Annotated in this window: 13 protein-coding genes and 1 pseudogene; 7 read left to right on the top strand and 7 right to left on the bottom strand. The window is 54.4% G+C overall.

All coding sequences use genetic code 11. The features are described 5' to 3' along the window. Positions 1–112: 112 nt before the first annotated feature. From NST43_RS03735 to NST43_RS03755, 5 genes are all read left to right on the top strand, one after another. Positions 113–1,057 (top strand): ATP-binding cassette domain-containing protein, encoded by a 945-nt coding sequence (locus NST43_RS03735; RefSeq protein WP_339222631.1) that lies wholly within the window; start codon positions 113–115, stop codon positions 1,055–1,057. After that, entirely contained in the window at positions 1,054–1,851 is a 798-nt protein-coding gene (locus NST43_RS03740) for a hypothetical protein (protein ID WP_339222633.1), read from the top strand. Before NST43_RS03735 ends, NST43_RS03740 begins: the two co-directional genes overlap by 4 nt. 31 nt (positions 1,852–1,882) lie before the next feature. Then, entirely contained in the window at positions 1,883–2,851 is a 969-nt protein-coding gene (gene msrA, locus NST43_RS03745) for a peptide-methionine (S)-S-oxide reductase MsrA (RefSeq protein WP_339222635.1), read from the top strand. A gap of 74 nt (positions 2,852–2,925) precedes the next feature. Then, positions 2,926–3,657, top strand: a complete 732-nt coding sequence (locus tag NST43_RS03750; protein WP_339222637.1) for a ZIP family metal transporter — start codon at positions 2,926–2,928, stop codon at positions 3,655–3,657. 94 nt (positions 3,658–3,751) lie between these two features. Beyond that, positions 3,752–4,051: a hypothetical protein gene (locus NST43_RS03755; protein ID WP_339222639.1), complete on the top strand. Its 300-nt coding sequence runs from the start codon at positions 3,752–3,754 to the stop codon at positions 4,049–4,051. Positions 4,052–4,153: 102 nt separating this feature from the next. Here the strand turns inward: NST43_RS03755 and NST43_RS03760 are convergent, their stop codons facing one another. The 4 genes from NST43_RS03760 to NST43_RS03775 all read right to left on the bottom strand — a co-directional run bounded on the left by NST43_RS03760 (position 4,154) and on the right by NST43_RS03775 (position 8,325). Beyond that, positions 4,154–5,062: an aldo/keto reductase gene (locus tag NST43_RS03760; protein ID WP_339222641.1), complete on the bottom strand. Its 909-nt coding sequence runs from the start codon at positions 5,060–5,062 to the stop codon at positions 4,154–4,156. An 859-nt stretch (positions 5,063–5,921) separates the two neighbouring features. Further along, entirely contained in the window at positions 5,922–6,911 is a 990-nt protein-coding gene (locus tag NST43_RS03765; protein WP_339222643.1) for an aldo/keto reductase, read from the bottom strand. Positions 6,912–7,006: 95 nt separating this feature from the next. Then, positions 7,007–7,849 (bottom strand): AraC family transcriptional regulator, encoded by an 843-nt coding sequence (locus NST43_RS03770; RefSeq protein WP_339222644.1) that lies wholly within the window; start codon positions 7,847–7,849, stop codon positions 7,007–7,009. Positions 7,850–8,013: 164 nt separating this feature from the next. Next, positions 8,014–8,325, bottom strand: a complete 312-nt coding sequence (locus NST43_RS03775; RefSeq protein ID WP_339222646.1) for a (2Fe-2S) ferredoxin domain-containing protein — start codon at positions 8,323–8,325, stop codon at positions 8,014–8,016. Positions 8,326–8,657: 332 nt separating this feature from the next. Here NST43_RS03775 and NST43_RS03780 point away from each other — a divergent pair. After that, positions 8,658–9,152 (top strand): annotated as a pseudogene (locus NST43_RS03780) (general stress protein); the annotation flags it as partial. Between the two features lie 535 nt (positions 9,153–9,687). Here NST43_RS03780 and glpX read toward each other — a convergent pair. The 3 genes from glpX to NST43_RS03795 are packed head-to-tail and all read right to left on the bottom strand — an operon-like array spanning position 9,688 to position 12,171. After that, entirely contained in the window at positions 9,688–10,683 is a 996-nt protein-coding gene (gene glpX / locus NST43_RS03785) for a class II fructose-bisphosphatase (RefSeq protein ID WP_339222648.1), read from the bottom strand. 24 nt (positions 10,684–10,707) lie between these two features. Further along, positions 10,708–11,508: a pyruvate, water dikinase regulatory protein gene (locus NST43_RS03790; protein ID WP_339222649.1), complete on the bottom strand. Its 801-nt coding sequence runs from the start codon at positions 11,506–11,508 to the stop codon at positions 10,708–10,710. An 18-nt stretch (positions 11,509–11,526) separates the two neighbouring features. Beyond that, on the bottom strand, positions 11,527–12,171 hold the full coding sequence (locus NST43_RS03795; protein WP_339222650.1) for a helix-turn-helix transcriptional regulator: 645 nt from the start codon (positions 12,169–12,171) through the stop codon (positions 11,527–11,529). Positions 12,172–12,450: 279 nt separating this feature from the next. Here NST43_RS03795 and NST43_RS03800 point away from each other — a divergent pair, with 279 nt between their 5' ends. Continuing rightward, positions 12,451–13,050, top strand: coding sequence for a hypothetical protein (locus NST43_RS03800; RefSeq protein ID WP_339222651.1), 600 nt, complete (start codon positions 12,451–12,453; stop codon positions 13,048–13,050). The last annotated feature ends 24 nt before the right edge of the window (positions 13,051–13,074 follow it).

A 13,074-nucleotide genomic window follows, 5' to 3' on the forward strand; every position in this document is an offset into this window, starting at 1 on the left:
TCCCTACATTATACATTTTCATCCTCAAAAACGACATGATCTCGCATGAATATGACACCTGCGTTAGCGAAGGGGACACCGGATGGTATCGTTAAGCCGTCAACAGATTTGAATGGAAGAAGGAGTGTTTGCTTTGACGGCAGCGGTATTTGAGGCTCAGGGCTTATCCAAGGAGTACCCTTCAGGGGTAGCGCTGGATCAGCTCTGCATGAGAATTGAGGCGGGAGATGTGTACGGCTTCGTGGGGGAGAACGGGGCGGGCAAAACAACTCTGATGAGAATCATCGGCGGTCTGGTGCATCCGACAGCCGGAAGGATGGCCTTGTTCGGAGAACAGAGCAAGGAGAGGCTGATTGCGGCCAGACGCCGTATCGGCTTCCTGATCGAACGGCCTTCACTCTACCCGCATATGAATGCGATGGAGAATCTGGGCTTTTACTGCCGTATCTTCGGAATCAGGGATAAGGGCAGGAGCGCGGAAGTGCTGAAGATTGTAGGTCTGGATGAGGCGGGACCGAAGAAGACGGGCGAATATTCGCTTGGTATGCGCCAGCGGCTGGGAATTGCCGTGGCCTTGCTGAACCGGCCGAAGTTCCTGGTGCTGGATGAGCCGGTGAATGGACTGGACCCTGCGGGAATTGTGGAGGTCAGGCATATTCTGGAGCAACTGTCCCGGGAACAAGGCGTGACTCTGCTGATCTCCAGCCATATTCTGAGCGAGCTGCAGCTGCTGGCCGGTAAATACGGCTTCATTCATCAAGGCCGGCTGATTCAAGAGATTTCGGCTGCTGAACTGCAGCAGTCTGCGCAGGTGATGATCTGTATTACCACATCTTCTCCGGCAGCAACCGTAGCTGAGATGCTGAGGCAGGAGCTTAGGCAAGGGGATATCCGGGTCAAGCAGACCGGAGAGATCGAGCTTCCCCGCAGCGGGGTGGATCTGGAGCGCCTGATGTCTCTGCTCGTGCAGCGGGAGATCCCGGTTGACGGCTTCCAGCTGACGGCGCCCAATCTGGAGCAGTATTATATGGATTTGATCGGGGGCGGCGGAAGATGAGGAACCTCTGGCAAGCTGAAATCTATTATTTGCGTAAGGATCTGGCCTTTAAAAGCGTTACCGCAGTCTTCGGCTTAGCCAGCCTCGCACTAGTTCTAATTCTGGGCAGCAAAGGTAGTTATGACCTGGGTAGTTATGCAGAGCCGCTCAAGACGGCTGCTTCATTCTCTATCCTGTTCTATCTGGTTATTCCGCTGCATGCCTGCTTTTTTGCAACCGAAGGCTTCGAGTATGGCTCGGTGCAGAATATTATTGCAGCCGGGCATAGTAAGGCGAAATATTTCACCGGTAAATATGTGCTGGAGCTGCTTGCCGTTCTGGGCTGGCTGCTGGAGTTCTACGGTTTATATTATCTCTTCTCTCTGGCGGCAGCGCTAATCACAGGAGCTTCGGTAGGACATGCCGGACATACAGAGGATCTGGCGGCTGGTCTAACAGCCTTGGGACTGAATCTGCTCTATCTGGGCGCTTATTGTGCTGTAGTCATGATGCTGGGGATGCTGATCCGTAAACCGGCTTCGGCGGTGGTGGCCGCTTTCTTCTTCATCTTCGGCAACCTGCTGCTCAGCGGGTATCTCAAGGACGCCTCCTCTGCGATTCTTCGCGCGGTTTCTGAGCATTCTCTAATGACGCAGATTCTCAAATTCTCGGGGATGTATGTGGAGAATTCACAGCTGATCCTGCTCTCGGGGACGGGGGATTATATGCGCGCGTTGTGGATTCCAGCAGTTTGGATCTTGTTGTCTCTAACTATCGCCCTGACCGTTTTGGAGAAACGGGATATTCAGATATAATAGGGGAAAAGCTTGCAGGGAGGCGGTCTGTTTGACTTCGAATGATACGCTGCAGCTGGCGACCTTCGCCGGCGGCTGCTTCTGGTGTATGGTCAAGCCGTTCGATGAGCTGCCGGGCATCGTCTCGGTGGTGTCAGGTTATACGGGCGGGCATACGGAGAATCCAACCTATGAAGAGGTAGGGTCGGAAGCTACCGGGCACCGGGAGGCGGTGCAGATTGTCTATGATCCGAAGCTATTTCCGTATGAACGGCTGCTGGACATCTATTGGCAGCTGATCGATCCGACAGATGACGGCGGGCAGTTCATGGACCGGGGGCATTCTTACGCTCCGGCGGTCTTTGTGCAGAATGAAGAGCAGCGGAAGCAAGCGGAGCTGTCGAAGGAGAGGCTGAAGGCCAGCAAGCGCTTCAAGGCACCGATTGTGACGCCCATCCTGCCGGCTGAGCCGTTCTATCCGGCGGAAGCAGAGCATCAGCAGTATTACCGGACCCATCCGCTGGATTATAAGCTATATCAGAAGGGCTCGGGCCGTGACGACTTCACAGCGCTGCACTGGAACAGCCGTGAGGACAAGAAGCGGCTGCGGGGCCGGCTTACAGAGCTGCAATATGAGGTCACCCAGAACAAAGGCGATGAGCCTGCCTACCAGAATGCGTATTGGGACCACTTCGAGGAGGGCCTCTACACGGATGTGATCAGCGGTGATCCGCTATTCAGCTCAGCAGACAAATTCGATTCCGGCACAGGCTGGCCCAGCTTCACAGGTCCGGTTGAAGAGGGGATGATCCGGCGGGAAGCCGATTATAGCGGCGGGCAGGTGCGGACCGTGCTGCGCAGCAGGTTGAGCGGAGCATATCTGGGGTATCTAACCTTTGACGGGCCGGAGCCGGCGAAGCAGCATTATCATATCTATTCTGCCGCCCTTCAGTTCGTCCCGAAGGCAGAGCTTGAAGACAGAGGGCTGGGGCGTTATTTGGGACTATTTTCCACAAGCTGAAAGCTTGGTCATATTTATAGCTGCCGGGAGCATATGCTTGATCTATAGTCCTGTCCACAAAAGGGGTTGAAGATTTGGCGGGTGCACTTTTAGGCAGCTTTTTGTCTGCAATGGCAACAGTGCTGGGCGTTATTCCTATTCTGTTCGTAAGGCGGCTGTCCGAGCTGTGGAAGGATGTGCTGGTGGCCTTCACTGCCGGGATCATGGTCTCTGCAAGCACCTTCGGGCTGATGCAGCAGGCGATCAAGGAATCGGGCATTACTGCGCTGACTCTGGGGCTGATTACCGGCGTATTGCTGCTCGATCTGATCGAGAGCCATATTCCGCATATCGATGTGGAGAATAAGCCCGGCCTCAGCAATCTGGATTCCAAAGCGCTGCTCGTCATGATTGCGCTATTCATTCATAACATCCCCGAAGGGCTCAGCACAGGCTTCAGCTATGCCAGCGAGCAGACAAGCCTTGGCCCGATGGTGGCGATTGCGATTGGCGCGCAGAATATGCCGGAAGGGCTGATTCTGGCAATCTTCCTCATGAATGCCCGCGCCACCCGGCGCAAGGCCCTGACCATAGCCGCCCTGACCGGTCTCATGGAGATGGTATCGGCCGTGATCGGATATTTCACAGCCAGCTATGTACAGAATGTGGTTGGATACGGATTGGCGTTCGCTGCCGGAGCGATGCTGTTCATCGTGTATAAGGAGCTGATCCCGGAGAGTCACGGCCACGGCTTTGAGCGGCCCTCGACGTATTCGTTTATATTTGGGCTGCTGGCGATGGTCTATATTACGCAGTTTTTTGGCTAGACTGTTTTAGCGGCAGTGTCATTTGCATCTGGCTGCTGCAGCCGCTATACTATAACGCAATCCCCGGTTCCTATGGAGAAGGAGTGATGACACGATGGTTAGACTGGAATGGGAAGCTGTATTATCCTTCGTATTATTGATTGCTTCATACTTGTGCTTATACGCAGCTATTCAGAAGCGGACGAATTTCGCCCGCTACAGCATGACCGTTCTCCTGATAGCCAGTGGAGCGCCGCTTGCCGTGATGCTGATTCTGGAGAGCAGAAGGGAAGCGCTGGATGCCAATATCGGGCTGGGCATGGCGTTCCTGCTGACCTGGCTCATTACCGCAGTTGTATTTGTAGCTGCATTGATTACGTGGATAGTTAAGGCAAGGAAACGCGCTCATAGGTAGAAAATAAGAAGATAAGCAAAAAATAAAAAGCTGTACAGAGACTGTAATGCCTACAGTTTCCGGACAGCTTCTTTTGTGTGTTCCTCTTTACCGATCGGCGCTCTACACGTGCAGGGTATACCGGCCCGCCTTACTGGTCTCCCGTACAGCTTCAAGCTCCAGCGCAGAGAGCGGCTGCGAACGGGCAGCCGCAATATTCTGCCGCAGCTGCTCCAAGCTGCTGGCCCCAGGGATAATAGCAGCAACCGCCGGATCAGCCAGCGGATATTGCAGTGCAGTCTGCGTCAGCGTCCGGGTGAGGGTGGTCTGGCTCATCAGCTGCTCATGCAGCGCCGTGAGCTCAGCCTCCGTATAGTCCAGATACGCCCGCTGCGCCTTGCTGCTGCCATGATCGGTCAGAATGCCGCTCGCCAGCGGCCCCCGCGCAATCAGGCTGATGCCTGCGCGGCCCAGCAGCGGAAGAATGCTCTCCTCCGGGCGTCTGTCGAGAATGCTATACTGGCTCATCACGCTGACAATTCCGGAACGCTGTACATATTCACGGATTACATTCGGCCGGATGGAGGAGATGCCGTAATGGCGGATAACCCCTTCGCGCTTCAGCTCCTCGAAGGCTTCAATCGTCTCATCGATATCATCCTCCAGCGTTCCTCCGTGCAGCTGATACAGGTCAATATAATCGGTCTGCAGCCTGCGTAGACTCTCCTTCACAGCGGAGCGGATATAGGTCTTGGAGGCATCCCAGCCCCAGCCTTCCTTACCGGGAATTCTGCGGTTGCCCACCTTAGTTGCCAGGATAACGTCAGCGCGGCGGTGCCGGATAGCCTGACCGACAATCTCCTCATTGCGGCCCTCATCGTAGAGGTCGGCAGTATCCAGGAAGTTGATCCCACGGTCCAGCGCTTCGTGGATAATGGCGGTTGCCTGCGCTTCATCGGTGCCCAGTGACATGCAGCCGAGGCCCATGGCACTTACGTCTAAATCGGATGATCCCAATCGGTTAGTCTTCATCGGATGTCCTTTCGTTACTGCAGTGATGGGTATTGATGGGTATGAATGAGTTCATTATAGCATTCAGGCACAGCGTAAGCACTCGGACGGGACTGCTTCAAGGTTCAACTGGTACAGCATCCGTCTTTAAATTGTGGTTGGGCTTGATGAGACCTGAAGTTTTAAAAAAGTAAAAGAATTGCGAGAAATTGTATGTGGAAAACCGAATACAATGTGCTTGCGCGAAGATGTCGGGCCGAATGTATGTGAAAAACCGAATACAATGTGCCTGCGCGAAGGTAATCAGGCCCAATGTATGCTAAAAACCGAATACAATGTGCCAGCGCGAAGATATCAGGCCCAATGTATGCGGAAAACCCAACATAATAGTTTAGGCGGTGCCGTCTTACTGATCCAATTAAATCTGTGGGCAAGGACATACCTCAGGGGTTCGGTGAAAAGAAACCAGAATAACCGAGTCGGTTCCTTACGGACCAGAAAGCCGTTAATTTGAAGAAAAAGGAACTTTTTGCAGAGTAACGGACCGAGTGGACCTTATCGTCTCTCTAAAGAACGTTTAGAAGTGGAATATTCGTTAATAAGGGCCATGGTGTCCGCAACTTGCCCAAGTTGTGACTCTCCTTCGAAATAAGCGCGTCTCAGTCCGTAACGCCGAGCCAAACGCCCCAATAAGACCGAACCCACACCTAAGGGAGATAGCTCCACGCCTTCAGCCCTTCTGACATCGCTAAGCCTCTACTCCACCATTTTAAATCTGATGCTTTACTAGTAGTGATATCTGCACAAAAAACAATCCTGCATCACCGCGAGCGGGTGGGCAGGATTGCCGTCATATCTATAGGTGGAGTGCCTGCTTAACTTATCCGCGCAGAATCTGCTCGATCTGCTCCAGTTCTTCCGCACTTAGCTCAGGCGCATTGAGTGAAGCTACAGCATCTTCGATCTGGCTCACCTTGCTCGCACCGATCAGTGCAGAGGTCACTTTGCCGCCGCGCAGGACCCAGGACAAGGCGAGCTGTGACATCTTCTGTCCGCGTGCCGCCGCAATTTCGTTCAGCTTGCTTACCTTGGCGATAACCTCTGCGGTGATCTCCTTCTCGGAGAGGAACACACTCGGTCCGGCGGCACGGGAATCGGCGGTGATGCCGTTCAAGTAACGGTCGGTCAGGATGCCCTTCTGCAGTGGGGAGAAGGCAATGGTGCCGATGCCTTCTTCTTCGAGCACATCCTGCAGGCCGTCCTCGATCCAGCGCGACATCATCGAGTAGTTCGGCTGATGGATCAGGCAAGGCGTGCCCAGGCGGCGGAGAATCTGCGCGGCTTCACGCGCTTCCTCCGGTCTGTAGTTCGAGATGCCGACATACAGCGCCTTGCCCTGGCGTACCAGCAGGTCGAGGGCGGACATGGTTTCTTCCAGCGGCGTATTCGGGTCCGGACGGTGGTGGTAGTAGATGTCTACATAATCCAGTCCGAGCCGCTTCAGACTCTGATCCAGACTGGATACCAGATTCTTCTTGGAGCCCCATTCCCCGTACGGGCCTGGCCACATATAGTACCCGGCTTTGCTGGAGATGATCAGCTCGTCACGGTAAGGGGCAAGATCCTTCTTCAGTATTTGGCCGAAGCTCTCTTCAGCAGAGCCGGCGGGCGGGCCGTAGTTATTGGCAAGGTCGAAGTGGGTAATCCCCAGGTCGAAGGCACGGCGGACCATAGCGCGGCCGTTCTCGAAGACATCATTGCCTCCGAAATTATGCCACAGCCCGAGGGAGATGGCCGGCAGCAGTAGGCCGCTGCGTCCAGTGCGGTTATATTTCATCGTGTCATAACGTTCAGGATTGGCGATATACATATTGGATTCCTCCTAAGTTTAAGTTGTGCGGGACTTCATACCTTCCTAATTGTAGCGGATAAACGCTTTCAATCGTATGTCAGCATGGCTGATTTTTATAGCACAATGTCTGTATCTGCATGGCGGAGCCGGTACTCTTTGGGCGAGCAGCCCTTCACCTTCTTGAACATCCGGGAGAACAGCAAAGCATCCTGATACCCCACCGATTGCGAGATCTCCCCGATAGTGCAGCCGGTCTCCGTCAGCAGCTCGCAGGCCTTGGACATACGGAATTGGAGCAGATATTGCTGCGGAGGCAAGCCGACCGTCCGCTTGAACAGCGCCGACATATATTTGCGGTCCAGCTTCAGGGAAGCGGACAGGCTCTCCATCGTCACATTCTCGGCGTAGTGGGCTTGAAGGTAATGCAGGCACTGCTCGACATAGACACTTCTGCTGCGCGGAGCCGGGCTGTCGGCAGCAGGGACCGTGCGCAGCAGCAGGGAGAAGAACTCATAGAGCATCACCTTCAGCGGCAGGTCCAGCAGTTCCCCGCTGCTCCCCGTCTCAGATAACCTGGCAGACAGCGAGGGCATCAGCACCTGGTCCATCGGGAACACCGGCTGCTCCGGGGTAAGCGAAGTCCGTCCCAGCAGATAACCCGCCTCCTCCCCGGTAAAAGCAATCCAGGAATACAGCCAAGGGTCAGCCTGATCTGCGGCATAATGCGTTACCACATGCGGATAAGTGAGGAAGGCTTGCCCTGCGCTCAGTGTATGGGTGGCTTCACCGACGGTTACCTTGCCGGTTCCGGCGTGTATGAAATGGATTTTGTACAGGCTGCGCACCCCGGGTCCGAACGAATGACCGGGTGCGCACTGCTCCTGGCCCCAGTAATGCAGATACAGGTCAGGATTGGCCCGGTGGGGGCGATGGGCGTTATATTTGAATACAGTCATGCTTACAGCCTCACTTCCTGAAGGATGATGGCACTCCTAATGAACATATATCTCTAGTATACCTCAGAAGGAGGATGACCGGACAACCGCAAATAGTCCCAGCCCGGGAAGGGGAGGGACTAGGAGTATGAGGCTGAAGGCTGGCTGGCTGGGGCTGCTGGGAATCAGGCTTCTATTTTGAGCATAACCAGCTCTTCTACGGGCTGACCGTTCACTAAATGCTCCTCCACGATACGGGCCGCATCCTCCGTCGTTACATTGTAATACCAGACCCCGTCCGGATACACGATGACAAAAGGGCCGTTGCCGCATAGGCCGAGACAGCTGCTTTTGTTGATTTTGACCGTTTTGTTGATCCCTTGCTCCACCAATTGCTCCTTGAATTCCTGCATGACATCCTCTACGTCCTGGTTATTGCAGTGCTCACTGCAGCAGAAGAGCAGATGCTTCTTAAGTACCTTCAGACGCATATTCATCGCGGTTTCCCCCTGGATTCTATAAGAGTAGCTTACCTGTTATACGAGGAGTATAGTCTCTTTTGGCGGCGCTGTAAGGAGATTAGAGCATTGTTCCCAAAGGCTTAATAACTGCCATGAACCGGAGAATTCAGTGTAATCTAAGCTGACTTCAAACCACTGAATTTGTGGAAAATGTGTCCGGCAGGCAATTTCCTGTTTCATAATTTTTTTTGTGGAACCCGGGCAAAGATTGAAAGTTACCAGTTTCGCGGAGGAGCGTTTGGTTAAGTAAGGGGTGTGAAAGTTAAGCGAGAACTAAATTACAAATCAGCTACCAGGAGGGAATCGTTATGAATAAGAAAATTGTAGGGGTATTCCATACGGAGCATGAAGCTTCGCGGGCTATTGAAGACCTGAAGGCACATGGATTTCTGACAGAGGATATCTCAGTGATAGCGAGAAATAGACGCGATGCAGAAGCGATCAATGAAGAGACAGGAACCAAAGCGCCTGAGGGGTTGGCATCCGGGGCGGCGACAGGAGGTATTCTTGGCGGTGTGACGGGGCTGTTGGCAGGCATCGGCGCCCTGGCAATTCCGGGAATCGGGCCGATTATCGCAGCGGGACCGATTGCAGCGACATTGACCGGAGTAGCCGTTGGGGCAGGAACGGGCGGTCTTGTAGGCGGTCTGATCGGGCTGGGTATTCCTGAGGATGAAGCGGAAAGCTACGATAATGATGTGGACGAAGGACGCATTCTGGTCATGGTGGATGCAGATAACAAGCGGGAAAGTGAAGTATATTCTGTATTCCGTAACCACAATTCAGCGAACGCTGACCGTTATATGAATGATACAAGTGCTGCCGGGGATGCCCCGCGGGACTCCGTCACAGATGCCGTGGATGCGGCGTTCAACGGCTCAGGTCTTGAAGGCAGACATGATACAGGGCTGGATACCATGAATTCCGCTACGGAGCATGACCTCCCGGAGAGAAGAGCGGTGGAGGACATGAACCAGCCGGGGATGACAGGAGACCTGTATTCCGGCACGCGTAACGGCATAGACAAGACACCGGATCATACAGCAGACCGCAGACTGGCGGATCTGGAGGAGAAGCAGGCACAGAATGCTGCAAGGAATGAGGGAGCGCGAGCCGGCCAGAGCCGTGAGGGCGGACGGTTATAGTGAACTGCTGCTAGACCAGAGCATGGTCGCAGCTGGCAAGCGATGAATGTAACATGTGAATGACACAAACAAGGGTTTCCCGAAGTCCCGCCGGACTTCAGGGAAACCCTTGTTTGTCGCTGCAACGAATGACGTCTATTAAAAGGATGGCGGAGCCTGTTCCTGCTTGGTGGATAAGTTGCCGGGCAGAAACCTACATCCAAGCCGCATCCTGCCTGACCGCAGCGATCTGCGGAATCTCCTTGCCGGGCAGGAAATGAATGCTGCGGATGTAACGGATCGTGCGGCTCTGCGCCCGCATGATCACGGAATGGGTCTCGGCGCGTTCCTTGCCGATGAAGCGGACGCCGCTGAGGAACTCGCCGGAGGTCACTCCGGTTGCGGCGAAGATCACATCACCGGTGCCGACCATGTCCTCCATGGACAGCACCCGTGCCGGATGGTCCAGGCCCATCTGCAGGCAGCGCTGCATCTCTGCAGGGCCTTCGGGCAGCAGCCTGCCCTGAAGCTCCCCGCCCAGGCAACGCAGTGCGGCGGCAGCCAGTACGCCCTCCGGTGCACCGCCGGAGCCCATGTACAGATCGACATCGCTGTCCGGCAGCGCGGCGGCAATCGCTCCGGCAACGTCGCCGTGGCTGAGCAGCTTGATGCGTACGCCCGCTTCGCGCAGAATGGCGATCAGCCGCTCATGCCGCTTGCGGTCCAGCACCATCACCGTCAGCTCGGAGAGCGATTTGCCGGTAATCCGGGCGGCCTTGTGCAGCGTTACTTCCGCCGGGTCCCCGAGGCTGAGCCTGCCGGCCAGCTCCGGTCCGCAGGCCAGCTTCTCCATGTAGATGTCAGGCGCGTGGAGAAGGCTGCCCTTATCCGCAATGGCAATGACAGACTGGGCATTATGCAGCCCGCAGGCCACCACCTCTGTGCCTTCCAGCGGGTCCACCGCCACATCGACGGAAGGGCCGTTACGGTTACCGACCCGTTCCCCGATGTAGAGCATCGGGGCTTCGTCCATTTCTCCTTCACCGATCACGACGGTCCCGTCAATGGAGACGGAATCGAACATGGAACGGATTGCAGTTGTGGCAGCTTCATCTGCCGCATGCTTGTCGCCCCGGCCGATCCAGCGGGCTGAGGATAATGCCCCAAGTTCAGTGACCCGTACAATTTCCAGTGCCAATTCGCGTTCCATAAGATTCCCTCCAGTTCAGTCTGATTAGATATAACCCATAATAATGCCGGCTGTTTCTTCAATGGCCTTATCCGTAATATCAATGACGGGACAACCCAGCTTGGCGAATAGGGCTGCCGCATATTCCATTTCCTCTGTAATACGATCAAGGCTGGCATACTGTGAGCCTGTGGGCAGACCCAGCATCTTCAGCCGCTCGGAACGGATCTTCAGCATATATTCCGATTTCATGGTTAGTCCGATGATCCGTCCTGCAGGCAGGCTAAGGAGCTGCTGCGGCGGGCCGACCTCCGGCACAACCGGATAATTCACAACCTTTTTGCCCCGGTGGGCCAGAAAGATACTAAGCGGCGTCTTCGAGGTGCGGGACATGCCGAGCAGGACGATATCCGCCTTCAGCATCGCACCGAGGTCGCGCCCGTCATCGCAGGCGACGGTGAATTCAATAGCCTCCATCCGCCGGAAGTAATCCTCGTCCAGCTGGTGCAGCAGTCCTGGACGAGCCTGGGGCGCATCGTCGAAGGTATCAATGAAGGCCTGCATCATCGGCCCCATGATGTCAACCACTCTCAGATCGAGGCGGACGGCCTCTTCACGGATCACCTCCCGCAGTTCAGGCTGAACGAGAGTATAAGCTACGAAGCCCTGATGCTGAGCGGCCTCTTCCATTACCTTGCGCAGTTCATCTTCATGTCTGACATTACCGTATCTTCTGATGGTGACACGCTGATTCTGAAATTGGTGTATCACGGCCTGCACAACCGCATCCGCCGTATCTCCAATAGAATCCGAGCATATCGTAATGAAATGGGTGGATGGCTCCATGCTCTATCAATTCCTCCGTTATCCTTTGGCTTCAAGCTCGAGGAGAAGCTTTACGATGGAAGTCTTGGTCAACCGCCCGACTACGTCCAGCCCAGTGGCGGACCCTTCCCCGCTGCCGGGAACAACTACCGGCAGACTGTCTACCTCGTGATATATCATGCGCTGCGCGGCGTCAAGCACCGTGTCATCGGGCGAAACAGTGACTACCTTGGGCTGACGGGTCATGACCATGCTCACAGGCATGGTTACCGCTCCGGGATTACCGAGCGTGACCTTCAGGAAGTCCTTGCGCGAGGCGACCCCGGTTAGCTTACCGTTGCTATCGCAGATGATCAGCGTACCGACATCCTGCAGGAACAGTGTAACTACAGCATCCTGAATCGTCGTATTCTCGCGGATAATGACCGGGATGCTCTGGATATCGCTAACCTTGGTATCCTGCAGCAGGCCCCGGCTGTTATGGCGCGCTGCCGCCTTGGTGCCGGGGAAGTAGCCGACCTTGGGCTTCGCGTCCACATATTCGAGCATGACCAGGATGGACAAGTCTCCCCGGATGGTCGGCCGGCTGAGGCCCAAGCTTTCGGCGATTTGGTCACCGGTAATCGGCGCTCTTTTTTTCACAATCTCAATAATTTGCAATTGTCGGGCTGTCAGTTCGATCACAATGTTCCTCCGCTTTCCGGTATACGAATAGATGCAGGCACTTCTCTATATAGAAAAGGAGTACCGTTCCGCCGATTCCTCCTTTCAATCAGACGTCCTAATGGAAGCTTATTCCCTAACTTGGTTATATAATACGCAATAATGATCATAAATGCAATATATAGTACGTCATATATAAAATTAATGAGCCTTGTGCAAACAAAAGATAGGCGAGTTGTGCCCGACGTTGGGAAATATGGTAAGGTTTGGAGAGAGGTTCAGGCAAGGAGGTGTATTCATTTGAGGAAATCATGCTTCATTCTATTGTATAGCGTGGTCCTACTATCATTGTTACTTGCCGGATGCAGCAAGGACACCCCGAAGTACGCAGAACTGTTCACACAGGTGGAAAAGCACCAGGCTGTGTTCACGCAGCCGCTAGAAGAAGGGCTTGCTGCTCTGGAAATTACGGATGCCGTAGGGGAATACGATACAACTCTGGGGACAGTGATGCAGGATGAAATCCTGACTGTGAATGATATGGAGTTCATCCAGCAGATTACGGCAGATGTACCAACGGATAAGATCATTGGCTACCGGATCGGGACAGTATTTCCCAGATCAGAGTCCGGATATGAGAATGCGATGGAGCTTGTGCGCGTATTCCTGGAACATTACAAGCCTGCGGATAAGGAAGAGGCGGACAAAGTTGAGCAATCCATTCAGTCGATTGACCGGATGGCGCTTCCGCTTAAGCCGCTGACTGGATCTATCGAAGAATCATGGACTTACGGTGAGGGTGAGAATAAGCTGTATATCACCTATAAGATATCGAACAGCAACCAGAGTGATGAGGAATTGCCGCTGAATTTGTATTTCAGTTCGGAAGAGAAGCATTAAACTCCATGGTGCCCAACGCTATAT

This window comes from Paenibacillus sp. FSL H8-0332 (assembly GCF_037963835.1).
GTDB classification, from domain to species: Bacteria; Bacillota; Bacilli; order Paenibacillales; family Paenibacillaceae; genus Paenibacillus_AQ; species Paenibacillus_AQ rhizoplanae.

Bases quoted from the DNA above. Each gene is read 5' to 3' on its own strand.
- NST43_RS03790 (WP_339222649.1), bottom strand. From the start codon at position 11,508: ATGGAGCCATCCACCCATTTCATTACGATATGCTCGGATTCTATTGGA.
- NST43_RS03740 (WP_339222633.1), top strand. From the start codon at position 1,054: ATGAGGAACCTCTGGCAAGCTGAAATCTATTATTTGCGTAAGGATCTG.
- NST43_RS03735 (WP_339222631.1), top strand. From the start codon at position 113: ATGGAAGAAGGAGTGTTTGCTTTGACGGCAGCGGTATTTGAGGCTCAG.
- NST43_RS03765 (WP_339222643.1), bottom strand. From the start codon at position 6,911: ATGTATATCGCCAATCCTGAACGTTATGACACGATGAAATATAACCGC.
- NST43_RS03775 (WP_339222646.1), bottom strand. From the start codon at position 8,325: ATGAATATGCGTCTGAAGGTACTTAAGAAGCATCTGCTCTTCTGCTGC.
- NST43_RS03755 (WP_339222639.1), top strand. From the start codon at position 3,752: ATGGTTAGACTGGAATGGGAAGCTGTATTATCCTTCGTATTATTGATT.
- NST43_RS03770 (WP_339222644.1), bottom strand. From the start codon at position 7,849: ATGACTGTATTCAAATATAACGCCCATCGCCCCCACCGGGCCAATCCT.
- glpX (WP_339222648.1), bottom strand. From the start codon at position 10,683: ATGGAACGCGAATTGGCACTGGAAATTGTACGGGTCACTGAACTTGGG.
- NST43_RS03760 (WP_339222641.1), bottom strand. From the start codon at position 5,062: ATGAAGACTAACCGATTGGGATCATCCGATTTAGACGTAAGTGCCATG.